Source organism: Gammaproteobacteria bacterium, assembly GCA_013697705.1.
Lineage (GTDB): Bacteria > Pseudomonadota > Gammaproteobacteria > UBA6002 > UBA6002 > UBA6002.
Genome location: JACCWJ010000002.1, coordinates 31,500 through 58,250, shown reverse-complemented (window position 1 = coordinate 58,250; position 26,751 = coordinate 31,500). Strand labels below are relative to the sequence as shown.

General features: G+C 38.5%; 20 protein-coding genes and 1 tRNA gene. 6 read left to right on the top strand and 15 right to left on the bottom strand.

The window, feature by feature from the left end; all coding sequences use genetic code 11:
* From asnB to H0U71_00340, 7 genes are all read right to left on the bottom strand, one after another.
* A complete protein-coding gene (asnB, locus tag H0U71_00370; GenBank protein MBA2653506.1) occupies window positions 1-1,917 on the bottom strand; it encodes an asparagine synthase (glutamine-hydrolyzing) in 1,917 nt (638 codons plus the stop codon).
* Between the two features lie 194 nt (window positions 1,918-2,111).
* Window positions 2,112-2,924, bottom strand: coding sequence for a DUF2797 domain-containing protein (locus tag H0U71_00365; GenBank protein ID MBA2653505.1), 813 nt, complete (start codon window positions 2,922-2,924; stop codon window positions 2,112-2,114).
* A gap of 3 nt (window positions 2,925-2,927) precedes the next feature.
* Complete coding sequence (locus H0U71_00360; protein ID MBA2653504.1) at window positions 2,928-3,293, bottom strand: (2Fe-2S) ferredoxin domain-containing protein; 366 nt, start codon at window positions 3,291-3,293, stop codon at window positions 2,928-2,930.
* A complete protein-coding gene (locus H0U71_00355; protein ID MBA2653503.1) occupies window positions 3,256-5,334 on the bottom strand; it encodes a thioredoxin domain-containing protein in 2,079 nt (692 codons plus the stop codon). Before H0U71_00355 ends, H0U71_00360 begins: the two co-directional genes overlap by 38 nt.
* Before the next feature lie 100 nt (window positions 5,335-5,434).
* A complete protein-coding gene (gene nadA, locus H0U71_00350; GenBank protein ID MBA2653502.1) occupies window positions 5,435-6,442 on the bottom strand; it encodes a quinolinate synthase NadA in 1,008 nt (335 codons plus the stop codon).
* Window positions 6,443-6,444: 2 nt separating this feature from the next.
* The gene (locus H0U71_00345; protein MBA2653501.1) at window positions 6,445-7,287 is read right to left on the bottom strand and encodes a formate/nitrite transporter family protein; all 843 of its coding nucleotides are present in this window, start codon (window positions 7,285-7,287) and stop codon (window positions 6,445-6,447) included.
* 36 nt (window positions 7,288-7,323) lie between these two features.
* Window positions 7,324-10,827 (bottom strand): FAD-dependent oxidoreductase, encoded by a 3,504-nt coding sequence (locus tag H0U71_00340; GenBank protein MBA2653500.1) that lies wholly within the window; start codon window positions 10,825-10,827, stop codon window positions 7,324-7,326.
* A 67-nt stretch (window positions 10,828-10,894) separates the two neighbouring features.
* On the opposite strand from H0U71_00340, the gene H0U71_00335 reads away from it, so the two are divergent.
* The gene (locus H0U71_00335; GenBank protein ID MBA2653499.1) at window positions 10,895-11,074 is read left to right on the top strand and encodes a hypothetical protein; all 180 of its coding nucleotides are present in this window, start codon (window positions 10,895-10,897) and stop codon (window positions 11,072-11,074) included.
* A gap of 1 nt (window position 11,075) precedes the next feature.
* Here the strand turns inward: H0U71_00335 and grxD are convergent, their stop codons facing one another.
* Together grxD and H0U71_00325 are read right to left on the bottom strand one after the other, a co-directional pair.
* Entirely contained in the window at window positions 11,076-11,390 is a 315-nt protein-coding gene (gene grxD, locus H0U71_00330) for a Grx4 family monothiol glutaredoxin (GenBank protein ID MBA2653498.1), read from the bottom strand.
* Window position 11,391: 1 nt separating this feature from the next.
* The gene (locus H0U71_00325; GenBank protein ID MBA2653497.1) at window positions 11,392-11,628 is read right to left on the bottom strand and encodes a BolA/IbaG family iron-sulfur metabolism protein; all 237 of its coding nucleotides are present in this window, start codon (window positions 11,626-11,628) and stop codon (window positions 11,392-11,394) included.
* A 120-nt stretch (window positions 11,629-11,748) separates the two neighbouring features.
* Here H0U71_00325 and H0U71_00320 point away from each other — a divergent pair, with 120 nt between their 5' ends.
* From H0U71_00320 to H0U71_00300, 5 genes are all read left to right on the top strand, one after another.
* Entirely contained in the window at window positions 11,749-12,099 is a 351-nt protein-coding gene (locus H0U71_00320) for a ferredoxin family protein (protein MBA2653496.1), read from the top strand.
* Between the two features lie 23 nt (window positions 12,100-12,122).
* Complete coding sequence (locus H0U71_00315) at window positions 12,123-12,890, top strand: mechanosensitive ion channel family protein (GenBank protein MBA2653495.1); 768 nt, start codon at window positions 12,123-12,125, stop codon at window positions 12,888-12,890.
* Between the two features lie 63 nt (window positions 12,891-12,953).
* A tRNA-Arg gene (locus H0U71_00310) sits at window positions 12,954-13,030 on the top strand.
* A 562-nt stretch (window positions 13,031-13,592) separates the two neighbouring features.
* The gene (locus H0U71_00305; protein ID MBA2653494.1) at window positions 13,593-14,237 is read left to right on the top strand and encodes a hypothetical protein; all 645 of its coding nucleotides are present in this window, start codon (window positions 13,593-13,595) and stop codon (window positions 14,235-14,237) included.
* On the top strand, window positions 14,237-15,106 hold the full coding sequence (locus tag H0U71_00300) for a nucleotidyl transferase AbiEii/AbiGii toxin family protein (protein ID MBA2653493.1): 870 nt from the start codon (window positions 14,237-14,239) through the stop codon (window positions 15,104-15,106). Before H0U71_00305 ends, H0U71_00300 begins: the two co-directional genes overlap by 1 nt.
* A gap of 171 nt (window positions 15,107-15,277) precedes the next feature.
* Here the strand turns inward: H0U71_00300 and H0U71_00295 are convergent, their stop codons facing one another.
* Genes H0U71_00295 through H0U71_00270 form a run of 6 tightly spaced genes read right to left on the bottom strand, consistent with a single transcriptional unit; the run spans window position 15,278 to window position 26,726 of the window.
* Complete coding sequence (locus H0U71_00295; protein MBA2653492.1) at window positions 15,278-15,847, bottom strand: GNAT family N-acetyltransferase; 570 nt, start codon at window positions 15,845-15,847, stop codon at window positions 15,278-15,280.
* Window positions 15,848-15,865: 18 nt separating this feature from the next.
* Entirely contained in the window at window positions 15,866-17,458 is a 1,593-nt protein-coding gene (locus H0U71_00290; protein MBA2653491.1) for a PfaD family polyunsaturated fatty acid/polyketide biosynthesis protein, read from the bottom strand.
* A 12-nt stretch (window positions 17,459-17,470) separates the two neighbouring features.
* Entirely contained in the window at window positions 17,471-22,303 is a 4,833-nt protein-coding gene (locus H0U71_00285) for a hypothetical protein (protein ID MBA2653490.1), read from the bottom strand.
* Window positions 22,300-24,324, bottom strand: a complete 2,025-nt coding sequence (locus H0U71_00280) for a hypothetical protein (protein MBA2653489.1) — start codon at window positions 24,322-24,324, stop codon at window positions 22,300-22,302. The genes H0U71_00285 and H0U71_00280 overlap by 4 nt, the downstream gene beginning before the upstream one ends.
* 16 nt (window positions 24,325-24,340) lie before the next feature.
* On the bottom strand, window positions 24,341-25,399 hold the full coding sequence (locus tag H0U71_00275) for a polyketide synthase (GenBank protein ID MBA2653488.1): 1,059 nt from the start codon (window positions 25,397-25,399) through the stop codon (window positions 24,341-24,343).
* Window positions 25,392-26,726 (bottom strand): SDR family NAD(P)-dependent oxidoreductase, encoded by a 1,335-nt coding sequence (locus tag H0U71_00270; protein MBA2653487.1) that lies wholly within the window; start codon window positions 26,724-26,726, stop codon window positions 25,392-25,394. The genes H0U71_00275 and H0U71_00270 overlap by 8 nt, the downstream gene beginning before the upstream one ends.
* Between the last annotated feature and the right edge of the window lie 25 nt (window positions 26,727-26,751).

Genomic DNA, 26,751 nt, shown 5'->3' with positions numbered 1-26,751 from the left:
TTATTCTCCTTTAACAATCATATTACGATAACTCTGTGCGTTATCATGAAATAATTGATGCCATTGCTCTAGACATAAAAAAGCCCAAATCTTTCTACTGTACTTCGAAACATTTTTTAAATTATTTAGTACGGCATCATAATTAATAAATTCACGATTTTTTGCTTTACCTGTATGCATTAAATCATAAACAAAATCTTTTAAATCGTTTTCTAACCATTCATTTAAGGGCACTGGAAAACCCATTTTGTCACGACGGTTGTGTATCTCACTCGGAATATATTTAGCTAAAGCTTGTTTTAAAAAAATCTTCATCTGCCCGTCTTTGAACTTGACATCGGCTGGAACGGTGGCAAGAAATTCTACTAAGGCATGATCTAAAAATGGCACTCGTGCCTCTATACCATGCGCCATGCTGACTCGATCCTCCACATGCAGTAGCCCCGGGAGTAAGCATTTGAAATCAAAGTGTGTCATGCTATCAAAATATGACTCTTTGCGCACATTTTTCGTACTATTAAAGATTTTGAGGAAACGCTCAAACGTATAGCCACGATCGAGCTGTTCCCAGCAAATCTCTGTCGTAATATCCGCAGATCGATCAATTAATCTGAAATAGCGTCTATCGAGATCCTCAAACAAGCCTTTATTCCAAAACTGTTTTATCATGGGTTTGTATTCTTTTAAGCTCACCAGCTGAGGAATAATAGATTCAGCAGTCACTACAAAATTACCCTTCTGATAAGTGCCTTCAATAGCCGCATTAATACATTGCTCAAAGTAGGCAAGCAAGTAGCGCGCATAGCCACCAAAAATCTCGTCACCGCCCTGCCCACCTAAAACGACTTTAACATGTTGACTTACCAGTTTTGAAACAAAGAACTGCGGAAATGCTCCTGGTCCTGCGACTGGATAGTCAAGATGGTAGATCAATTTATCGAAATTCTGAATAAAGTCTGTGGAGGTAATATCTACAATATGCAACGGGGCATTGCACTGTGAAGCCATTAACTTGGCATAATGACTTTCATCATAGCTCTCTCCTTCTAGAAAGCGGCCATGAAAGAAGGGAATTGTAGTGGAGGAATGTGAAGACGCCATCGAAGAGATTAAACTCGAATCAAGGCCGCCACTGAGATAACACCCAACGGGTACGTCGCTGGTTAAATGTGCTGTCACTGAGTCATGCATTAAATCTTGAAAACGTTGCTGAAAGTCTTCGGCACTGCTTGTATAGTCAATATCGTAATAAACATCCCAATATCGCCATATCTTAAGCTCGCCATTTTGCACCAATAAATTATGACCCGGCATCAACTGATAGACGTCTTTAAATAAGGTATTTTCGCCGATGGGGTACTGAAATGTAATATAGTCAGTGAAAGCATGAGGATCGGTGGCTATGTTTTCGAGAAACGGCAGCAATGCTTTTACTTCCGACGCAAAAATAAACTCTCGATTAACCACCGTGTAATAAAGAGGTTTGATGCCAAATCGATCGCGCGAAATAAATAATCGATCTTTGTCCCAAAGAGCAAATGCAAACATGCCGCGTAAGTGGTCAACACAATCAACGCCGTAACGATCATATGCCGCTAAAATGGTCTCTGTGTCTGAGTGAGTGGTGAAATCCCAGTGATGTTTTAGTGTATTTTGAAGATGTTGATAATTATATATCTCGCCATTAAATATTATGGCTGTGCCATTTTGGCCAATCATCGGTTGATGGGAATGTTTTGATAGATCGATGATGCTCAATCGTCTATGAGCCAATCCTGCTTGTTGGGTGGCTTCTATCCACACCCCTGCATCATCAGGCCCCCGGTGAGCAATAAGTTTATTCATCACTTTGAGCTTGGTGTTGAGATCTTTTATTGGATTCTTACTTAACGAGACTATACCCGCTATCCCACACATAGCCTACCACCTGAAAAGAAAGCACGATATTATAGTGCTGGTTATTCATTGTCAACAACAGGGAAATTTAAATAAGTACCTAAAAATCAGAAACTTAAGGCAGGCCTTGGGCGTAGTTCGCCCTTGATCACCGGTGCACAAATAGGAATCTATCCCTCAACAAAAAGATAAATCAGATTAAATGCGACAAATGGTTATACAGTAACCGTCACTTTATAACCGCTATGTTTTCTAATATTGATTACTCCGCAGTCTAATAGGAGGTATTGCCCTTTTATGCCCAATAAATGAGCCGTAATTTCAGGCGATTTATCTAATGAAAGTGCTGTTAATTTAGGTGGATACTGATGCACAGGATAAGACAACGTTATGCCAGGGTCATTAAGCCATTCAATTTGGGGATGTTCTGTCGAGAGATCATGAAGATCGTGTTGTGCTTTTTGGAGCAACTCCTCTTTTACTGCAATCATGTCAAATGTAGTAATTCCCACGCTAAGCATTTTGCGCCAATTAGTTTTATCAGCAATATATTTTTTAAAAAGTGTTTCTACCACTCCAGAATGATAGCGATTGCTCACCTTAAAAAGAGGAATAGCTTGGCTGGCGCCTTGGTCAATCCACCGCGTGGGCAGTTGAGTGCTGCGCGTGATGCCAATTTTAAGGCCGGAGGAATTTGCCAAATAAATAATATGGTCTTGCTTGCAATGTTCATGCTCCCAAGTGTCTGGACATTCATTTTTAGGATAATTACACTTTTCAGGATGAATAATACAGAGGTTACAATCCATCAATTTGCGATAACAGGGGTAACAATATCCTTGCTGAAAACTTTTTGTCGTTTTTCTATTACACTGAACGCAGTAAATTTCAAGCTGATAAGCTAAAGAAATTTTTCGTCCAATTAAAGGATTTAATGCGATATTTTCATCACCCACGGGCAATGAGTATGTAATTGGCTCACTTAGATGTGATACTAGCTTTTTAATGGGCCCTGTAAACTGCTGCATGGATTACTCTTTTTTGATCATGTACTCTTCAACTGGATGACCGTGAACAAGATGCTCTTGTATGATACGTTCCAGTACTTCGGGGGTGCATGAATGATACCATATTCCATCAGGATAGACGACCGCAATAGGCCCGAATTTACATATTCTTAAGCAGTTAGCTTTGGTTCGGTAGATGCCAAATTCACCTGCCATGTGCAGCTCAGCTAGCCGATTTTTGAGGAACTCCCACGCAAGCAGCCCCGCTTCCTGGGTACAACATTTAGGGGTAGTCTGATCACAACATAAAAAAATATGCCGTTTTATTTTATCGAGTCCAAGCAGAGATATTTTATCCTGTAACTCTAAATTTATTAGATTGGAATTCATTCGCTAAATCCTGTGGGGTTAAAATGGGCGCTAGACACTCAGGGCCTTTACAAAAATATGCGACACCTCCAGCAATCATTTTTTTAATATCCAAGAGTTGAGGCAAAGCCTGATTTTCGGGGATGATAAAACACAGTCTATTGGGGTGATAATTATTAATGACAACATTTTTCCAGCTACTCATGCTCTTCTCGTCCGCTCTTATAATAATTATCTGCGGAGGATTAAAGTAAAAGACTAAGGCGTCTAGAAAAGAACAATAATAATCAGGTGTTTTCTGTAGATGGGGGAAAGCATTTTTGAGGCTATGTTCAGCACTCAATAGTAATTTGTTATCTCCTAATAAATAACCCATTTGAAGTAGTATTTTTGTAAGGAGAGCATTACTGGAAGGAATTGATTCATCGGTATATTGTTTGAGACGATAAATTAATGGTTCATGATTGTTACCAGTGAAGTAAAAACCTCCCGCTGACTTATCTTCAAATTGATCTAAACAGTAGACAAGAATTATTTGTAGAAACGCAAAAGTTTCACTCGACCATTCTGCTTGCAATAGAAATAAAATACCTTCCATTAAAAATACGCAATCATCTAAGTTAGCCAGCTGTCGTACTTCACCTTCTTTGTATACCGAGTAAAGCTTGTTTTCTAGCCACAGATTTTTACGAATAAAATCCAAGCATTTCTTTGCAGCTGCAATATATTGTTTTTCTTGAAGATAGAAACCCGTCAATGCCATTGCTTTTATTGCAAGTCCATTCCAGGCTAGAATTATTTTTTCATCACGTTCTGGTTTGATTTTTTTCTGGCGGGCAGCATAAAGTTTTTCTGTTGCCGATTGGATGGTGTTTAAAATGGTGGCAACATCCGTTTTTAGTTGCGCAGCAATCGCGTGAGGTGTTAACGCAATTTTGAAATGAAACGACTGTTCAAAATTTGGCAACTGATTTAGATTAAAATAGTGGCTTATTACCTCATATTCGTCATCCGTTAAAATAACTTTTATTTGTTGTTGAGTCCAAACATAAAACTCACCTTCTTTGCCTTCACTATCCGCTGCCAGAGTTGCATAGTATCCCCCTTCGGGCGACTCCATTTCATGAATCATCCACTCGGCCGTTCCGCGCATTGCGTGTAAAATTGTTTGCTTATTTCCTGGGTAATCATTCGTGCAGTTTGTGGCCGCATAGATTTCTGAAAGTAATGTCAGCAACAATGCATTGTCATATAACATTTTTTCAAAATGCGGAATATCCCATTTTTCGTCAACAGAATATCGGAAGAATCCATCACCAACATGATCGTAAATTCCGCCCTGAATCATTTTAATAATAGAATTAAAAAGAATTTTTGCCGAATCAGCATTTCCCGATACATAACCCGTTAATAATAGAGATAGTGCCGTTGTCATCGGGAATTTAGGTGCTTTGCCAAAACCACCGTTTTGAGAATCGTGACTAGCCATCAGTAGTCGCAAGCCTTCATGAAAGGGTTCAATATTGAGTGAAGTCGCCTGCAAAGCGGATTGTGATTCTAGTTCCTTGATAATTTCATTAAAAGAGAAATTCTGTTGAACGATTTGTTCCTGATTATTGTTGAATATGCTATGTACATATTCAATCACTTCCTTGAATGAAGGATAATTTGCCATGCGAATTTTAGGAAAGTAGGTCCCTGCAAAAAAGGGGATATGGGTTTTAGGCATTAAAAAAACGGTTAGAGGCCAGCCCCCTACTTGTCTCGTTAGTAACTGGGCAGACAGTTGATACACTTTATCTAAATCAGGCCTTTCTTCTCGATCGACTTTGATATTAATAAAATAGTTATTCATGAGCAGCGCGGTCGCGGGATCTTCAAAAGATTCATGTGCCATAACATGACACCAATGACAAGCTGTGTATCCTACAGAAAGTAGAATAGGTTTATTCTCTTCTGCCGCTTTGTCTAGCGCTTCATCACCCCAGGGATACCATGCTACTGGATTATTTGCATGCATTTTAAGGTAGGGACTAATTTCCTTGTCTAATTTATTCTTCATGCTGCACCTTAGCATATTCCATTACACTTCCTGCATTTTTACTCAATCCAATCGATACAACTTCGCAACTTAACATCCTAAGATGTGTCGTGAATAATAATTAACTATAGCTAAATTCAATCATTCGCTGAAGCGGTATTTTCGCCTTAGCTATCACATCATCTGTTAAATAAATTTCGTTGTGGCCCTTTACTAAACAAGACTCAAGATTTTCAAGACTATTCATTGCCATCCATGGACAATGCGCACAACTACGGCAGGTTGCTCCATTGCCCCCCGTTGGTGCTTCAATAAATTTCTTATGTGGAGAATGCTTTTGCATTTTATAAAAAATGCCCTTATCCGTGGCAACAATAAATTCTGTATTCGGAAGCTTTTCGCTAGCTTTAAGCAAGTGAGAAGTTGAACCGACTACATCAGCAAGTTCAATAACGTTTGCAGGAGATTCCGGGTGAACTAAGACTGCCGCATCGGGATAGATTTTTTTTAATTTCTTCAGTTCATGTGCTTTAAACTCTTCATGAACGATACAGGATCCCTGCCACAATATCATATCAGCTTGTGTTTTTTTCTGAAGATAGCTCCCTAGAAAGCGATCGGGCGCCCAGATTATTTTTTTATTCTGTGAATGGAGATATTCAATTACCTCTACCGCAATACTTGAAGTGACCACCCAATCTGCAATACTTTTTATTGCGGCAGAAGTATTAGCGTAAACAACAGAGGTACGATCAGGATGCGACTGACAAAATTCTTTAAATTCATCATAAGGACAGCCTAAGTCCAGTGAGCAGGTGGCCTCCAGTGTTGGCATAATAATTGTTTTTTCTGGACTCAGAATTTTAGCCGTTTCGCCCATAAATTTCACACCCGCCACCACTAGGGTAGTTGCGGGATGTGCTTGACCAAACTTGGCCATATCAAGTGAATCTGCAACAATGCCCCCTGTTTCCTCAGCCAACATCTGAATTTTTTCATCAACATAGTAGTGTGCGATGAGCACAGCATTACGTTCTTTCAAAAGGGCTTTAATATTATCAATAAAGCCCTTTTCTTTTTCAGGAGAAAAAAGGTTAGGTATTGTTATCGGTACAGTAAAATCAGTCATTACTACCTTTTCTTAGAGAGAAACAATAATGGGGCCGCCACCAGCAAACCTGCTCCTAAAATATTCCCTAAACTAACTGGAATTAAATTAAAGAAGATAGCTTCTGACAAAGGCATTGGGGCGCCCAAAAATGTATTCAAACTCAAGTAACTTACATTAAAGGGAAAGTATTGAAAGTTGGCGGCTATTACTAGGGCAAATGCTAATAACACGATAACAAATTGATTCATTAGATTTCTAGATACCAAGGCAAAATAAGCAACAAAGCCAATGATCCAATTGGCCAACATGCCTGACAGAATTAATTCGCCTGTACTGCGGAAGTTATGAGTTTGGGAGTGAACTAGTTTAGCATTAATGATAGTGGCAAGATTTTGTTTGAAAATAGCTGAATGTTCTTGAGTCAAGTAAACAAGATAAGCAAAAACAAAGGCGCCTATTATATTGCCAAACCAAGAAATTAGCCAAAATCTGAATAAGCGTAACCACCCTCTCATCATCGTAATATGATAGAAATTATTGGGCACATAAATGTTGGCTTCAGTAAATAATACGGAATTGGTCAGGAGAACCAGCAGCATACCTGTCGTCAAGCCTAAAGCGCTGAGCAGGTATTGCATTCCCACCGAGGTTACCTCAGTAATGATCAAGAGCGAAAATAAAGTACCGGCGCAAATAAAAGCACCTCCTAAAATAGAGAGTAATGCTAGTTCGAGGTTTGAAATGCGGTAAAGCCGTCTTCCGCCAGAATTATAAACATCGTAAATAAAATTACCGCCGCCGTAACGCACACCTTTATGTTTTGGAGCCGGATTTGAATAATTACTTTTTTTAGGTCTTTCCATTGATCACCTCATAATAAAAAAAACATTAATCTTACATTAGATGCGAGAAACTTCATGATAATCGAACAAATAATCTAACCACAAATTGGTTAACTGTTCTTGCATCTGATTCTGTGACAAACGAGCGTCGAGATTTTCTAAGTCAACAATATCTATTGACTGATCCTGCCACGAGCAAGCAAAAACTGCTTTTGTTCTTTTACCGGTCGCAGGGTCAATTTGCCACTGCAGACATTGCGCACACACGCCCTTTAACATACATTGCATCGGTCCGTAGATGGATGCAATAAATTGTGTATTTGGTTTAAATTGATTTTTCAAAATAGATTCTTTTGCAGATTGCATTAATTTTATAAAACGATGAGTGCCAACAACATGAACGCGATTAACACTTTGCAATTCGATATTATTATTATCTAACTGCTCCACTAAAACTTTCATAAATTCACCTGATGCTGCAATATCTTGTTTACGGATTGTCTCCACAAGCGGGCCTTCTTGAGTAATCCATAAGATGGCATCCGAGGCAGCCTCTAACTCTTTTTTATGACTTACTTCACCGGCAGTTTCATAATTGCCTATATACAAGACTTTGTTTCCTGATTCCTTTAATGTAGGACCAATCGCTCTCAAATGAGCACTCGCCATTCTGCCGCCAATGATTAATACGGTTTCCTTATCCTGAGGTATCTTCGAGCGTACACCCGTCGGGCCCATTAATGAAATGAGATCCCCTTCTTTAAAAGTGGCAAAAATACGAGTACTTGCACCCTCCTCTATCACCAGTAATGAAATCAATCCTTCTTGTTGATTTACACTGGCACCAATCAAGGCAACACCTTCGGATAATAAGCGTGTTGCACCCACTAGTGGTGCATTACTTTCAAAATTTTGAACGCGATAAAATTGTCCCGCTTTAAAATTCTTTGTTGCCATTGGCGCTTTTATGATTAGTTCTAACATAGTCGGTGATAGACGTTTAATAGTTACGACTGAGGCATTAAATAAATATTGGATTTTATCTGCGAATTTTTCGTATTCTTTTATCGAGCCGACAGCAGAAACACGCTCTCCAAATAGCGCTACAATTTTGGGATAGGTTCTTTTTCCCGAAGCCACTGCCTTAACCACGCTGCCATGAAAAATAGGATGAGTGTCACCTAAAAAAGATACGCGGTAGCCATTTGATTGATAGCTGGTAAAGGGACCGAACTCTTCTACCTTGCAGTTACCATCGGAGAAAATCACATCCAGCTTATCATCGTGTTCGCGATAGGTTTGGTATTCAGATCCTTCTCGATGAAAAGTGCCTCTATGCTCAAATTCATACGCGATATTGGGCCTAGCTCCTGTAGCAACGAAAATTGAGCGCGAAGGTATAATGAATTCTTCCCAGGCTGCTGCACCTACTTTTTTCTGGCACACCAGTGAGCTGACATGACCAAATTCATCTAGACGAGCCGCGGTGGGTTCTAGGTCTTCTGCATAATAAATGCCTTCTTCAAAGGCTTTGGTGACTTCTTCATGATTACGCGTATAAGCAGGAGATTCTTGTAATTTACGTCGATAGACAATCGTGACACCGCCCCAACTTCTCAACAAAGGGATGAAGTTTGGTTCCCTATCTTCTTGTTTTGCAAGCATTCTTTCTTTTCTGACTTCACGGCCATGCAGCAAGAATTCGGTTAATACTAGGGTGTTATAATGATTAAATTGTTCTTTAATCTCTTCTTTACCGAAGTGGGCCACTAGGATTTCATATCTTTCTAAAGTCTTCTCAACTTGAGCAATATAATAAGCTTGCACCTCAGTCGCGGTATCCACACCGGTTAGGCCACCGCCGATAACCACTGCCGGAAGTTGGACTTGTAAGTTCGCTAAGCTACATTTTTTTGCGGCACCCGTAAGTTGCAGCGCCATGAGAAAATCGTTGGCCTGACGCATACCTGGGGCTAAACTGCCGGCGATATTTAATTCTTTTGGCAGACCGGCTCCTACTGCAATCGCCATATGGTCGAAGCCAAGCTCCCATGCATCTTCCACAGTCAAGGTGCCACCAAATCGCACCCCGCCAAAAACTTGAAAAAACTTTCTTCTTGAAAGAGTTATGTAGATAAGTTTAAGGAAGTTCTTATCCCATCTTACGGTAATACCATATTCGGCCACCCCACCAAAACCCGCTAATATTCGGGTATCCAGATCTTCCTTGAGGTGTTCATAACTAAAAATAGGATCCTCTATAAAGCGCGAAGGTAGCGGCTCAATTTTTAATCCATCTGCCCCTACAACTGCGAAACCTTCCATAGTGAGGTGATGCGCTAGAGTGAACCCTGCAGGTCCCATTCCCATCACCATAACTTTGAGACCATTATAAGGTTTAGCCACCCATTGAGAGTCACGCAATGGGTTCCATCGCGTAAATAAATCGTAAATTTCAACTCCCCACGGAAGGTTCAATACATCAATTAGAATCCCTGTTTCCGTTTGTGGAATATTAACTGGATCTTGTTTTTGGTAGATGCAGGCCTTCATACAATCATTACAAATACGATGACCGGTGATTGGACACATCGGATTATCTACCATGACCATGGCCAAAGCCCCAATATTATAGCCATCGCGTTTGAGCACATGCATTTCTGATATTTTTTCTTCTAGAGGACAACCGGTAAGCACTTCATCTAATGGATTCGTTTTGAAGCCAAGGGACGGTTCACCTTTTTTGACGGGAAAACCCTTAGAGCAAAAGTCACCATCATTCTTATGACAATAAACACAATAGTGAACTTCACCCAAGACTTGGCGTTGATTCATACGCGGATCGGTTAATTTAAACCCATCGCGTAATCTCAAATTATTAGGCTTACCTTCTAAACGATCCAAGTTATCATCAGGCACAGATTGCAGGGGCACAAGATGGGAATAATCAATACGATTCGGAAGATGAAAAGAGGTCCAACCCTGGGTAAACTCATGCCCTTCTGGATCGGTTAAAGCTTGGACACACCAAGCTACTAATTTTTCTATTTCTTGGGCGAATGAGTCGGGGTTGTTTAACAATAATTGACCCAGCGTGCTGACGGCTAATTCTAGATCGGTTGCATAGTCGATATTGTGCTCAGCTAAAGCACGCATAAGCCAAATTGTCAGGGTAGAAAAATCGTCAAATTCCCCTGCCTTGTTTAATTTGCGTTTGGCTTCACGTAACACATACCATTGTTTGAACAAGAAAATGGGGTCATTGCTTAATACAGTAACTTGAGCCTTGGTAACGGCTGATTCAATTTGAAAGAGTTGACCGACAAACCATTCTAAATGTCTTGCGCATTCGATTAATAGATTACCGAGTTCCTTAGGCGAGAAGTGGGCGAGTTTCAAACGATATGCTAGCAATCCGTCATGAAGTGCAATATCTTTTAATTTTAGATAATTTAAAAATTTTTCGTCGAGACGCACCAGCGCCTCAGGATCAAATAGCTCCTTGAAGCTAAAGCCCTCTAGATGTAGTTCAGGCAATGTTGGCACTCTAATATTCTTCATTATAGGTTTACATTTCAACGAAAATAAGTAAGCTATCAAGAAGTTAAACTTAGCACAAGGTAAATCCATGTTCCGTAAAAAAATAAGAAACTACGTCAGTAGCATTGATATTTTTCTTAATGAATTCGATCGCAAACACTCTAAATCTGAATCACAATTAGCCGAAATTCAAAAGTATCAACGCGTCTTTGCGCTAAGAGACCAACCTATTGCTGATAACATCCATGAAGACGAATTTTTTTCCTAGTTTATTGCTCAACTTTAGTCAAAAGCGTCTGTAATTCACCACTCGCAAGTAACTCGCTCATGATATCGCTACCACCAATCAACTCACCATTAATATAAAGCTGGGGTATAGTTGGCCAGTTTCCGTATGCCTTGATTCCTTCACGAATTTCAGAATCTTCTAAAACATTTACAGTCAAATAATCCGCTCCGCACTGCCGCAAAATATTGATTGCGCGACTTGAAAAGCCACATTGAGGAAGCTCCGGCGTACCTTTCATATAAAGAACGATAGGATTATCACGTAATTGTTGTTGGATACGTTCTTGGACTGTCATATTAACCCTCTTTAATGTGATCTGTAGGATAGGTTTTCATTGATAATGCATGAATGGTATTTTGCATTTTATCACCCAAGGCATCATACACCATACGATGTTGTTGTATCATTGTTTTATTCTGAAAACCTTCATACACAATTTTAGCTTCAAAATGATGTCCATCTCCAGTGACCGTTGCGTTTGCTCCGGGCAAGCCGGTCTCAATCCACTCTTTTATTTGCTCTGGAAGCACCATAAAAAATCTCTCTTTTTTTGATGAAAATAAGGGGGTATTATATTGATTTTAAAAGAAAACTACTAGTAATTTCATTATATTCCACTATAATCAAGCTTTTATCTTAGCAAGGAGTGAACAATGACCTTTGTCGTTACTGACAACTGCATAAGGTGCAAATACACTGATTGTGTTGAAGTATGCCCGGTCGACTGCTTCAAAGAAGGCCCCAATATGCTGATAATTGATCCTGACGAATGCATTGATTGTAATTTGTGTGTGCCTGAATGCCCAGTTGATGCCATTTATGCTGACGATGACGTTCCTGAAGATAAAAAAGAATTTATTCAGCTCAATGCTGACTTATCCAAAAAGTGGCCTACTATTACTGTTAAAAAAGATGCGCCTCCTGATGCTGATGAATGGAAAGAAGTCACTGATAAGCGCCAATACCTCGAAGAAACTTGGGAAGAAGAGATTTCCAAAATCTAGTTAATTCATCTTCCGGAAACTGCATGAAAAATATGTGTGATTTTGTCTCCAGCTTTCACGAAGCTCAAATGTTGGCGATTCTTAAGACGATCATCTTGATTGTGAGTGGGTTTTTACTGGCACGCATCACCAGCAAAGCTTCTGAAAAACTCCTCGGTCGCTACGCCTCCTCTCAACAGGCCATGGTGTTTCAAAAAATTATCTATTTTTCGATTCTAATTCTCTTTGTTGTGGCTGGTTTGCAACAACTAGGATTCAAACTGAGTGTTCTTTTAGGCTCTGCAGGCATCGCCACAGCGGCAGTTGCCATTGCTTCACAAACGTCTATTTCTAACATAATCAGCGGCTTATTTTTAATCATGGAGAAATCTTTTCAAATCGGCGACAGAATTAAGGTAGGCAATACCAGCGGCATCATTTCTTCTATCGATTTGCTTTCGGTCAAAATTTTAACCGCGAATAACACCCTAGTTAGAATCCCTAATGAATTACTTATCAAATCTGAAATTACAAATATAACTCGTTTTGAATCAAGGCGGTTAGATCTGAATTTGAAAGTATCAAGTGAAGAAAATCTACCCCAAATTAAAGCCCTGCTAGTAGAGATGGCTAAAAAAAATCCCCTAAGCCTAAAGACACCCCTGCCCTCTGCCTCAATAGTGGAGCTGGATGGCTCAGACGTTTATTTACAACTATCAACATGGTCCGCTCATAAAAATTATGACGCCCTACGCGATTCTCTTTACGCAGATATCGTGACCCTGTTTCACGAAAACAATATCGCCAGCTAAAATCCAAAATCGTTATATTTCGATTCCTATCTGAAGAACTATTTGTGTATAATCCCCAGCTCTGCGCCCGTAGCTCAGTTGGATAGAGTACTTGGCTTCGAACCAAGTGGTCGGGAGTTCGAATCTCTCCGGGCGCGCCATCCGACACAAATCAGCCTCAAAAAAATAAGTAATCCATCAGTTCACATCGCTATCAGAAAGATTCCCGGAGAGTTCGAACGAAAGAGTTCGGCAAAAATGCAGGAAGCATTTTTGGACATTTGCAAAGCAAATGCCCCGAAGGGGCGAAGGCCAGGATGGCCTGAGTCAATCTCTCCGGGCGCGCCATCCGAAATAAATCAGCCTCAAAAAAATTAATAGCCCATCAGCTCACCTTGCTATCAGAAAGATTCCCGGAGAGTGCATTACTCCCATAATTGGACTAGCAAGTAATTTACCAGTATGTAAATTGACGATCGGCTTACTGGTGGCACATTTAATGATTATTGACGGAAAGATAAGCAGCTCATTGAACTAATGTCTTAGACATAGGCAGTTTCTAAACTGGTGGGAATTTACTAAGGAGCGTGTTGCACTCAAGGTTCTCAGCAATTATAGCAATCGTCGTAGATTCAAAATCTATTAAAATTGCGAATAAACCAAACTGTATAGTTGACTATTTACCCAGTATGTCTAATAATTGACGACATACTGGAGGGATCAATGATTATAGATCAAATACGAAAAGCAGCTGTTAATGAAGAAATAGATTATTTATTCCTAACAAGCTTCTTAAAAAATTATTCTAATCCCCGAGACAAAATTACTCATTTACTAAAAACCAAAGCTTTAATACGTATCAAAAAAGGTCTATACATTTTTGGTGAGCGATATGCCAAGAAACCATTTATAACAGAGACACTCGCCAATTTAATCTATGGTCCTTCCTACATATCTTTAGAGTACGCTTTAGCTTTTTATGGGATGATTCCCGAAAGGGTGGAAGTGATTACGAGTGTTACTAATAAACGAGATAAAACTTTTGAAACCCCTGCCGGTTTTTTTACTTATCGCTATCTCAACGCCAAAAAGTATCCTGTTGGCATTACTCAAATAATAATTGATGATACACATCCTGTATTATTCGCAACGCCTGAGAAAGCATTAGTTGATAAAATTGTGTTAGAAAGTCCTGGTCTGAAGCTGAATCACGAGCAAGATGTAGCTAAATACCTCTATGAAGATTTGCGGCTGTATCCTGATAAAGTCCACAATCTGGATCTGAAGAAAATGCGACAAATAGCATTAACTTATTCCAATGCGAATGTTTTTTCATTGGTGGATTTTTTTGAAAAGGAAAAATTATAATGAACGAAGCATTAGAGTTTATGTTGCAGCGTTATGACTGTAAAAGTAGAAAAGATTATGAAAACGCACTTAAAGAAATCATACAGGAAATTGCTTTATTAGGTTTATGGCGATCAAAATTTTTTGAGAAAGCTGCATTTTATGGGGGAACGGCGCTTCGAATCTTGTATGGCCTAGATCGTTTTTCGGAAGACTTAGACTTTTCCTTATTATCTAAGGATCCTAATTTTTCCCTAGATGAATACTTAAAGGCAATACAAATGGAATTGCAAGGTATAGGTTTTGAAGTCACGATTGAAACCAAAAATAAAGAATATGCTACGGGTATAAAATCTGCTTTTATAAAGGCTGGAACGAAAACAAATTTATTAAAAATAAAAATGCCCTTTGAGATTAATAATATAATACATCGTGATGAGCTATTAAAAATCAAACTAGAGGTAGACGTAAATCCTCCAGGCGGGTTTCAGACTGAAGCTAAAATATTGCTCGTGCCCATTCCATTTTCAGTAAATACTTATGTTCCTTCTGATTTATTTGCGGGGAAAATGCACGCCATTCTCTGCAGACCCTGGAAAAATAGAATCAAAGGACGTCATTGGTATGATCTTGTATGGTATATTGCACGCGAAATTCCAGTAAATCTTCAGCATTTAGAGAAACGATTGCAACAAACCAATCATTGGCAGAAAAATAAAAAATTAACTCATGATGAGCTTGTATCCATGATCGAGGAAAAAATTGCGAAAATTGATTTTAATCAAGCGAAAGATGACGTGGTACCTTTTTTAAAAAATACTGACAGTGTACGACTTTGGTCAAATGACTTTTTCATACAGCTCATTGATAAACTAAAATCTCGCCCCTAGGAAGGGTACAGATTCCTCACAGCAAAAAGCATCCCAATAGTTCTATTTCGGTTAGACATGAACATTATGCGTATCTACTCGCACCCAAAGCGATCCATAGGCTAGGACGCCCACTCTAGGGGCATTCAGATTGCCTTGGTTCCATAATTTCACCAAGGTTACATGGGAACTTTATTCCTTTTTCAAAGCAAACTGTTTCGCAACATCCTTTACTTCAAGCACCATTGGAACTAATGAGTCATTATAAGCTTCAACATAGACGGGGTCTGAAAAAACTTTGAAATTTAAAAATTTGTAATATGGAACTAAACATTCATATACTTCAATGAAAACATACTCTACATGGGGATCGTATTTAGATTGAAGAATTAGTGTTTCCTTCATTAACTGCACCCCTACACCGTGTTTTTCATAGTCTTTTTCTACTATATATCTTCCAATTTCAACAGAATTTTTGGGTGACACATTTTCAAAACGAAAGATATTATGTCGGCAATCAAATTTATTTTCCTCTGGCAAGATATCAGAAAATTTCAAAAATCTTAATGTGCCTACCATTTTATCATTATCAAATGCAGCCAATATGTATGATTTCTTATCAACAGAATCTTCTAGTTGTTTAGTTTCATGATTCATTGAATCAGGAAACCTGTTAATGTCGATGAGGACTTTGTAACGAAATCTATAAACCTCTTCTAACTCCTGAGGATCCGTGACTAATCTAACCTTAATGTCTTTCATAATCTTTCCCAATTATTATCATGAAAATTTTTCTGGTTTAAAATCAGAGGTCCCGACTGGGAACTCAAAACCGAAGCTTTTAAGCTGATAAACTCTTGTTAAATATGCAGCTCCAGCCAATATATTTTTGGCAATTTGTACCACCGTTCTATTTTCTAGCAATTCGAGAAAACTCCCTTTAACCCAGTCATTAAAAGAGCCCATAGCCGGGCCGCACCAAATTTGGTAATCGAATAATCTATCTTGCTGCCCCGTAATTGCCCAACGACTGGACAAACCTAAATACCATCGAAATACTAATGCCATTTTATAGTGTTCATTTTTTTCTGCGAGGGCCACTTGTTTTACATCACGTTTTAAAAAAAACTCACGTGTGGTTAACCAAATATTTTCTAAAGTATCATGAAACAGTTCTTGTTCGAGTTTATTTTTAGTCAATTGTGGAATTTCTTGAAATGATTTGTAGTTACTATAGACCTCATATAATTTAGCAGCACGCATTCCAAATAAAGTGCCTTTTTTGAGTACTTGTAGCTTTACGCCTAATTCAAACATATCTGCTGCTGGAGCCATCATCACATCGACCATATCAGCCTTAGCTAACATTTTTTTCCCTATCATTGATAATCCTGATTCAACTGCAGCTTGATTGATAGAGCCTGTTAAAATGTAAGCAGCGCCCATCGAAAATGCTGCTGTAGCTGCCTCAGGTGTCCCAATACCTCCTGCAGCGCCAATACGAAATTGAAAACGATTTTGGTGTTCCAGAGTGATTTTTTTTGCATATTGCATAATGGTCGGAAACAAAGCAGTTAACGCACGATTATCTGTATGCCCACCTGAATCTGCTTCGACGGTGATGTCTTGTGCTAAAGGAATGTGACGTGCAAGTTCAGCCTCTTGATGTGTTAATTTCCCTTGTTCAACTAATAGCGCAAGCATTTTTTCTGGAGCAGGCTTCATAAAATGCAACGCAGTTTCTGGTCTAGAAATTTTTGCCATAATAAAGTTGCTTCTCTCAATAATACCTTGAGAATTAATATGTAGACCCTTACAGGCATAATGAACAACATCAGAACTAAGTGTCATATACGCAGAAGCTGATATCCGACGCACCTTGTAATGCAAATAAAGTTGCACCACTGCTTCTTCTATTGTCGGTTCATTGGGGCTATGAATGAGATTTGAAGACCAATTTATTTCTTGATCTGACAATTTTGAATTTATATATTTTATATTTTTTTCAACTAATTCAGGCACCAAGCCTCCGGCGCCAAAACACCCCATCAAACCCGCTTTCGCGCTAGCAATCACCATATCCGCGGTTGCAATTCCATTTGCCATTTCACCGACTATATACGGATAGCGACAGCCATGAATCTGAGTGAATCTTTGATCGCCCAATAACTCAGGATAAATAGCAGGAATAATTCCCACTAAGGATAAATTTAACTGCCGAAGAATCGCTTCAATATTATCTTCACCCTGAAGAAAAGCCCCCAACTTTTGATGTTGATCTCGTACTACGACCAGGGGTAAATAATAAGAGGCTGCCAAGTCTGCAATACCCTGCGCGGTGGTCTCAATGTGCGGTATCTGTTTATTTATCATCGAATTACCCCTTTAATCAACAGTCGTAATCCCAATATTTTTTATTTCATAAATTTTCAATCCATCTACCCAACAGGAACCATTAGCGATTATATAGTTTTTATCTTTATCAAAATTTTTATCCTGGATATCAACGATAAAAACTACTTCTTTATGATGAGGTAGTATTTGAGAGCGACACTTCCAATAGTGTTCTTGATTGGGTATCACAATGAATTGTTTATTAACTGCATCAGTTTGTTGAGAAAGATAATAAATCTGCATAAGTTGAATGATGCTTTGAATCCCGATAGAGCCGGGTTGCACCGGGTCTTGAAAAAAGTGTGCTTTGAAGTACCAATCATGTGGGCTTACTTTGCGTACTGCGCGAATCAGTCCTAAAGATTTAGTTCCGCCTTCAGCCCAAAAACCCGTGACTGCATCTACCAAACGTAATTGATTATCTGATGGTATGATAAAGGGTAATGACGACAAGGAGGTGTCAGGAGTAGCCATAATTTCTTGTTCGAACGCTGCAACAGGTAATCCTTTTACAGTGTCAAAAGCTTCTTCTGGAACAAAAGCTACTTGTGATTCTAATTGATAAAGTAAATTTTGATGCTCATCAAAACAATTAATTTCAAAAGTGTCGATAGTCGTTTTTCCTAATTTGGAAAAATCTTTTAATACAAGATGAGCACTAACACGTGAGGTTGAAGCGCCAATGGGTTGTTTTAAGATAGCTTTTCCGGTAAGAACTCTGAATAAAATAACTTTATCAGGCGCTAAGAAACTTCCCAAATAACTGCCCAGCCATATGCAAGGTTGCAAGGCAATTTCAAGCAATGCAAAATAGGGAAGATATGAGTTTCCTTCAAAATACCATGCGTCTTTTACTACATCGTATTCAAATATCGCTTGCACATTTCTTATAGGTTTACCAGGAGGCGCGTCGACTGAAACTACACGAGAAATGAACAGAAATGGTTCACAGGGTAATCGAGTAATTCGTCGACCATCGTCGAATTCTTGATAAGCGGGCCCTAAGGCTTTTGATGGTTTGCCTTCAGCAAAAAAGAGTAAAGAGGGGTAATCATAAGTGAAATCTTGATAGGAAAAGGCGGGACGATCATTATAATAATTTACAATTTTCGGATCATCTTCAGCTAATGGCCAATCAGGCACTAGCTCTAAACCTAAACGTGCATGTGAAGAGGAAATACCATCTACTTTTCCCCACACATGAGCGATTATGGTAGGTCGAGGAGAAGTATAAATCTGCTCAACGAAAATTTCGTAGGTAGCGATCTTAGTAGTTGGAGCAACTTGCGCACGTGTACGTAATTTAAAGGTTTCGTTTTTTATAAGCTCAAAACGCCACCCATCTTTATCGAGCGTAAGACCGAGGGCTGCGAGGTAAAAAGATAGACATTGTAGTGCTCCTTCTATCATCAAGGATCCTGGCATACAGGGATCATTAGGAAAATGATAATCAAAAAACCACTCATTTGGTAAGGGGTAATAAGCCACCTTCATGTACCCTCTTTGATCGATCCCTTCTTGTGGACTAAACTCCAGAATTTCGTCAAAGTATTTATATTTACCGCCTGGGATTGTGGGGGTTCTTCGATGAGTGGATGCTAATGAAAATTGTGGTCCAAAACATTGCTCTAAATCACCTGCGACAAATGCCTCAACTTGTTCCTTGGAAAATTTCCGAAACTTAGTTGCCTCTGAAAATTCGCTTTTGGTTGTTGCGGGGGGTATTGAGATTTTAGTCGGATTCCAGAGTAATCCTTGTGTATTTTTCAATTCGTCTCGTGTAAAAAATCCAAACTGCGCATTCTTTACCTCAACCAGTAATTTGCCTTCGCAATAACATTGCAGATCATAAAAGAAAAGATAATTTTCTTGTTTAATTAATGATCCTGTAATTTCGACGTTAAAAAATAAAGTTTTATTGTCAGGGGGAAGATGACCTAAAATAGTGAGGTCACTTCCCAGCATACGATAGAACCGTGTCCCTTTAAATATAAAATCAAGACCCATCAAAATAACAAGTAATATATGGGATTGCCCTGATTCAATTAAAGGTCCCGTCATCATGTGATTATGAAACATATACCATTCCCCTTTTTTGATATATGTTTCACTCCAAAGTTTGGCTTTTGACATTTGATTAGGTGGAACGTCCATTCCTAACACACGATCAAAAAGAAGCAAATCTCCCTTAGGGATTGAAATTTTATGCAGGTAATTTTCAACCTCTCTAAATTTTTCTCCTAAAACATCTGCAACATTGCCTTTGGTTAAATCAATAAGTTGGGAGCGATTTAATTTTAAACCGGGATAATCATTTTCAATGGTGTCTTCTTCTTTGGTTTCACTAAAAGGATACTCACTGATTCTCATGCCGAGATTAGCCTCATACACTTTTAGCCCATCAATCCAGTAGCTTCCAGATGCGATAACATAAGATCCCTTATCATTTTTACCCTCTTCCATAATGTCAATTACAATTGTGATCAATTTTTGATGAGGAAGAACCTGACCTCTATATTTCCATTCATGCTCATGATTTAGCATGATCGGTTCAAAATAGGGTGAGACAAACCCTTCGTCCATGTTTTTTTGCAGCATGTAAAATTGCATTAATTGCAATAAAGCTTCTATTCCCAGCGATCCAGGCTGCACAGGATCTCGAAAAAAGTGAGCTTTAAAAAACCACAATGATGGATCTACGTGTTTTATCGCTCGCAATCTTCCTTTCTTGTGTTCTCCGCCTTCCGGCCAATAACCCGTTATTTTGTCTATCATTAATAACTTGTCATTTCGTAGTTGCAATTTACTTCCAGAAACAATTTGGGTTCTCGTATCACATTCAAAGTCAGAAATATCTTGGAGGACAGTCTTTTCAGTTTCTTTAACGGGAATACCCATTTGTCTTGCAAATGCTTCTAGAGTGAAATAACCGAAACTCGATTCTAGAGAATAAATTTCTTGGCCAGTTTCAGTATAACAATTTATATAAAATGAAATGATGATCAGATCGCCCACTTGGGAATATTTTTTTAAACGTGCTTTTGTAATAACCATTTTATCTTTGGAAGTTACCTCCCTATGGAGAATTCCCTTTCCATCTAAATTGCGAATGTGAACACCTTTAGTTACTTTTAAGGGAGATCCCATATAAGTTGCTAACCAACCACATGCCTGCAAAACAACTTCCATCATCACCGAAAAAGGCATGACAGGATTTATTTCTTGAAAATACCAAGCATTAGGTGGAATATGATATTCCATAATGACGCTAGAATCTTTATCACACTCGCCAAATTTCCCCGTTACTTCAGCAATGCGTGTTAAAAAACTATACGGAGGGCTGGGGAAAAAAGTCGTTCTTCTTTCGCCTTTATCTAAAATATGAAATTCTTTTCCAAATGCTTTTGTAGGTGGGCCATAAATACCATGTTGAATGGATTTTAGATCAAACTTAAAACCTTGATGCTGAGGAACAGAGTCGAAATCTGTACCCTCTATGGCATATATAACGGCCTCCTTAACAGGATAGTCAAGCACAAGCTCTAGTCCCATTTTTACATGAAATGCTTTTCTCCCATCCACAGTCGTCAAAATATGTGCCCATAGTTGCGGCCTGGGTTCATAAATGACACGATCAATAAATAATTCATATACTGCTTTTTTGGAAGTGGGAATCACTTGACCACGACAACGTAAAGTATATTTAGTATTTAAAATAGGCTGGAATCTCCATCCGTCTTTATCTAAAGTCATCCCCAAAGCAGTCATATATATTGCCATGGTTTGTAAACCAACATCGAACATTAATGATCCGGGCATGCAAGGGTCATTATAAAAATGCCCATTAAAAAACCAGTCATTGGGAGAAATATCTTGGATTGCACGAAGATATCCTCGTTTCGCTGGCCCCCCTTGTGAATCAAATATCTCGACCTTGTTAATTAATAGAAGTTCGCCTGGTGGTATATTAGGCGTTTGAGTATGTATTGCCGCCATTTCAAAACCTTTACCAAAACAATTCCATGCATTCCCTGCTGCAAATTGTTCAAGTTGTTCTCTAGTTAATTCTCTATGTTGGCACTTGACCACAGGCGCTAAGGGGACCACATCTTCAGTATAATCGGCAGATTCAGGGTTCCACAAAACACCTTGAGAATTATTTAATTCCTCCTGTGTGAAGAATCCTGCTTGAGCGGTATGAACCGTGAGAGCAGGCACGTTGTTAACCAAACATTTAAAATTGAAAAAGAATAATCTAATATCAGCATGCTTTGCATGACTATCTATATTAATCTCATAAGCTAACAGATCCCCGGGTTTTGGTAACATTTGATGGAAAGTTAATTCCGAGCCTAGCACGCGATAAACACGCTCACCACGATTTATTAAATCAATTCCTTGCCATGAAATAAGTAATAAATCAGCTTGCCCCGCCTCCAGCAACAAGCCCGGTAACATTCGATCATAGTGTAAATACCAGCCGTTAGTAACCACGTCAGTTTCAGTCCAAATAGTGCCCTTTCCTAAAGTGCCTGCTTCGCCTTTAATGCCTAATACACGACCACAAAGTAATAAGGGAGGTTCGGGGAGGCGCACTTGTTTAGCATATTGATCTTGAGGTTTAAAAATTTCACCAAATAGCTTATAGATCGATCCATGAGATAGATAAATTAAATCTTCACGGGTAAATTTTGGCCCCGGATAATCATTTTTTATAAATTCCTTCCTTCGCAAAAACCCCTTAGTGGATTCGTATGGAGGTGTGAAATCAGGATCAGGATAATGCGCCTGAAATTCAATGTTTACATTTTTTTTACCTTTCATAACTCACCTTGATTTAATATTAAAGGCAATTTAGGAACAATAATTCCGCCTACTATAAGTTGGGCTGCTACAGAAAATATTTGATTTAATGAGGAGTTTGAACGATCATCACAAGCAAAAAAACGACTACCGCTCTCAATGAATGGTTTATATGATTCATTTAAAATCGTTCCAGGACCTATTTTTACAAAAGTACGAACGCCATCTCTATAGGCTTGATGAATATTTTCTGAAGAATCTGCAATTACGAGCGCTTCAAAATTAAATAAATATTTAAAAAATTGCAGCTGCAGCCCGCGAATAAAATGCAGCGCTGCCTCATTTTGTGAATGGCTGAGATAAAATGGATCATGATAATCATATAGACTATCTAAAGTTAGTTGTAGATTAGGAATGATTAAGGATAGATTGGTTATTAGCTGCGGGTATGTAATAGCTAAATCATAGCTGATTTGTGGGTATAATTCTGAATTGCATTCATAGATAAAAGCAACACTACCCTCAAAATTATTTTCAGAATAATACAGGTTATTGTCAGCAAAATTATCACCTAACTTAGTTAATGATGAAACTATTTGTTCAAGTTTTTCTCTTAACTCATTTTCATCTCTTACCAATACCACAAGACGATGAGGCATATCAGCACTTTGTTTCAAATCACTAATATTATTTTTCAACTCTATTTTGGTTTCACCTGAAAACACATAAAGTGTAATTTCATCCCTATCTAAATAAGTGAGTGTTGACCCCGAACATTCAGAAACTTTGACTCCTTTTGAAAAGGTAATAAAACTATCAGGATTGAAAATGATACTTCTACCTTCCTTTACACGAGGCGCCCACGGTTTAGGACGTAATTTATTTTTCCCCGGAAGTGTTTTTTGTGAACAGCAAATAGCACCCCACATTATTTGTAACAGTCCATGAGTAGCATGTGAGTATCCAAATTGATCATGATAATTAAAAAGTTTGTAAAAATCAGTGGCTTTTGATGAATCGTCTTCTTTTTGAGTAATATCCAATCTTGCAACTTGAGTCGCTCCTAATGATTGAGCTTCTGTTTGCCGCATTAAAATCATCATAGCTACTGCATCACTTACATTCTTGCTAAAACCCATTGCGGCTATGCTATGTTGTTGAGTAAGTTCTACACATAAATCAACGGCTCCAATTATCACTGCATCAACCTCATGCCGTTTTAATTGCAACATTCCTACCTCTAAAGCATCAATTCCTGAGACTTGCTCTGAAGAAATACTAAAACTTGGACCTTTAAAATCAAATTTGCGATTGATTTGATTCGTTAAAATATTTCCCATACAACCCAATCCGTCTGCCGATTCTAACGGATGAAGTAAAGTTTTTTGTGCTTGTTCAAGCCACTCTTTTACCTTAGGTGGAGTGTCTGTAAACAAAGTTGGGAGACGCCACCGAAGACCGTGTTGACACATTTCAGGTGAACATTGCATGCCTATCATCACACTAATGGTATAGTTATCTGGAAATAAAATATTTTCTAATAATTGATCAACAAGCTTCAATACGATTAATTGTTGTCCTAACGATTTCTCAAGATTCTTGGGAGGCAAATTTAATTCACTTATATTGAAATTTATTTTGTCAATTCGGCGCTGTTTTTCACTTAAGGGCGTATCTGAAAAATAAAACTGATTTATAAGTTCATGTAAATTATTTACCCCAATAATCGACGCCAAAGAAGTTATTACAATGGGTTCTTCAATAAACAATGAACGTGAGTAATTCGAAGGATTAAATCCAAGCGCTGGATTGAATTCTTCCAAAATCAGATGTGCGTTATTTCCCCCAAAGCCAAATGCATTAATTGCCGCTCTACGTGGATAATTTGATTCCCATGGTTCTTTGTCTGTGAGTAGCCGAAACGGAGTTCCTTGCAAAATATCAACTGGGTTCTCAGTTGCAAAAAGAGTAGGATGTTTCATTTTTGTTGCAAATAATTGTAAAATCATAGACAGCGAGCCCATGCCTGAAGCAGTAAGCATGTGACCAATATTACCTTTAATTAGCGCCTATATCTAAATCATGTTTGAATACTTCCGCCATGCTAATTAGCTCCTTGGTATCACCCACAGGAGTGCCCGTAGCATGAACCTCTATCCACGATATAGATGCCGGATCAATGCCTGATAATTCATAAGCGGATTTTATAGTTTTAGTTTGAGACACTTCTGAAGGCACTAAATAACCTTTTCCTTTGCCTTCATTACTGGTACTAGCACCACGAATAATTCCATAGATAGTATCATCATTGTCAAGTGCATCTTGCAAACGTTTCAATACGATAATACCCGCACCCTCTGCTGGTATTAAACCATCTGCTCTTTTATCTAACGGTCTAGACTGGCCACTTTTACTCAGTGCATTTAAGGCTGCAAAACCCATATGGATATATAAGTCATCATAACAACTTATGCCTCCTGCAATTGCCACATTAACAATATTCGCCTGCAAGTAGTCACAAGCACCCTTAATAGCAAAAAGAGAAGACGCACAAGCTGCTTCAATACAATAAGCGGTGTAAGGGTTGACATGGATTACGTCGGCTAATAGTTGGGCAGGCAAGCCTGATTGAAAGCGATTCATAGCTTCAGGCAAAGAGAAATAAGGTGTTATTTTATTTTTGGTTAACCAAAGGTGTTCGTAAATTTTTGATAGGGATATAGTAGGGAAAGCCAAATTTCCCAAAATAATAGCGGTATGTTCATCTAAGCCAGAGAGTGTTTTCTCATTGAGTTGTTTTCTTATGCGCGACCAAAGAAAGAGCAACCATTGATAGATACGATCCAACTTTAAAAATTCAATTTGATTAAAATCAATCTCGTCAGGGTGAATGAATTGTTCGAAATTATGAATATAACCTCCCTTTTTTCCCCATGTTCGGTCTTTCGTTAGGCCCTCTTTTGCTAAGACCCATTCAAGATTCACTCGCTGAAAGTGTTCTCTCACATCGTCTAGTAAAATTTTTTTATCATTAATGGCACTATATAATGTCTCAGCATCATTAGCACCACCAGGAAATATGCCACTATGAGCAATGATAGCGATAGGTTCAAACATAATGTGTGCCCATCTTTGAGGCTATTACAACTTCTACATGGTCGAAACGCGTATCAAATATTTCATTAACAAATGCTTTTACACCTTCCTCTATGGGAATCGGACAAACACCTCTACTAATAAACATTTTTTTTAGTGTCTCATTAACCATTCCGCCCTGCCAAGGACCCCAATTAATTGCCTTAACCAAACATTCCTCCCCTCGCTGGCGTTGTTCGTACTGTGCAATTTTATTTAATGTTTCATTCGCCATGGAATAATCCACTTGACCTCTATTACCAAACCGCGCAGCGACAGATGAAAAGATGACATTTAGTTTTAAAGAATCATTATGCGTAGCTTTTAATAAATTATTATAACCATCAACCTTAGTGCTAAATACCATATTAAATTGTTCATCATTTTTATCTTTTATGAGCTTATCAATTAAAATACCTGCACCATGTAACAAACCGTCAATTCTGCCGTATTTTTTTCGAATTTGTTCACAAACTGAACTTACATTATCAAAACTATTAATATCGCAAATAACATACTCGGCTGTTGCGCCTAATAAACGTAATTGAGTAAGCGTGTTATTTATTTCCTTTGAAGCAATAATTTTTTGTAGTAGTTGGTTTATTTCTTTTGGTGTAATTGTCTGACCTTCTTTTAAAGCGAGTTCAATTAATTTTTTCTTTAGCATAAGTTCATCATCAATACCTTTATATATGTCATCAATAACGATTGGTTTGGTCCTTCCCAATAAAATAAAGGTGCAAGGAATTTCGCGTGCCAAGGCGAGAATGCAAGATGCAGTGACGCCCCGGCCACCCCCTGATGCAATAATTACGGAATCTTTACTGATACGGGCTTTATCAATGCTTTCTATGGGATTTGTGGATAAATTAGGAATAAAACGTAAACCATTGTTCGCAATACCCACTTCAAGACTATCAGCACCTTGCGTGATTTCATTGTACAATCGTGAAGCACTAATGGCTTCATCCACATCAGTTACATCAATATCAATTAATTTTAAATATTCAACCTTCCATTCCTGAGCAGCCGTTTTGAGCAAACCAGCGCAACCACCTAAATAGGCTTTAGATTCATTATCATTTTTAAGGCCTAAATAGCCATCTATTCCTTCGACAACTATATATCCTTGAATTTTTTCCGTGGCAATTTTACGCGCAAGCTGAAAATTAAGTGTTTGGATATGTTTGGCTTGATCAATAGTAGAAAGTGAATTCAGACCCAATAGACTAATCACTACATCTGCATTACTAATATAATCAGAACTTATAATAGCTTCGTGGCCTGCTTCTCTAAAGTTGTTGACCAAATGCTCTGCTATATCAGAAGCTGAG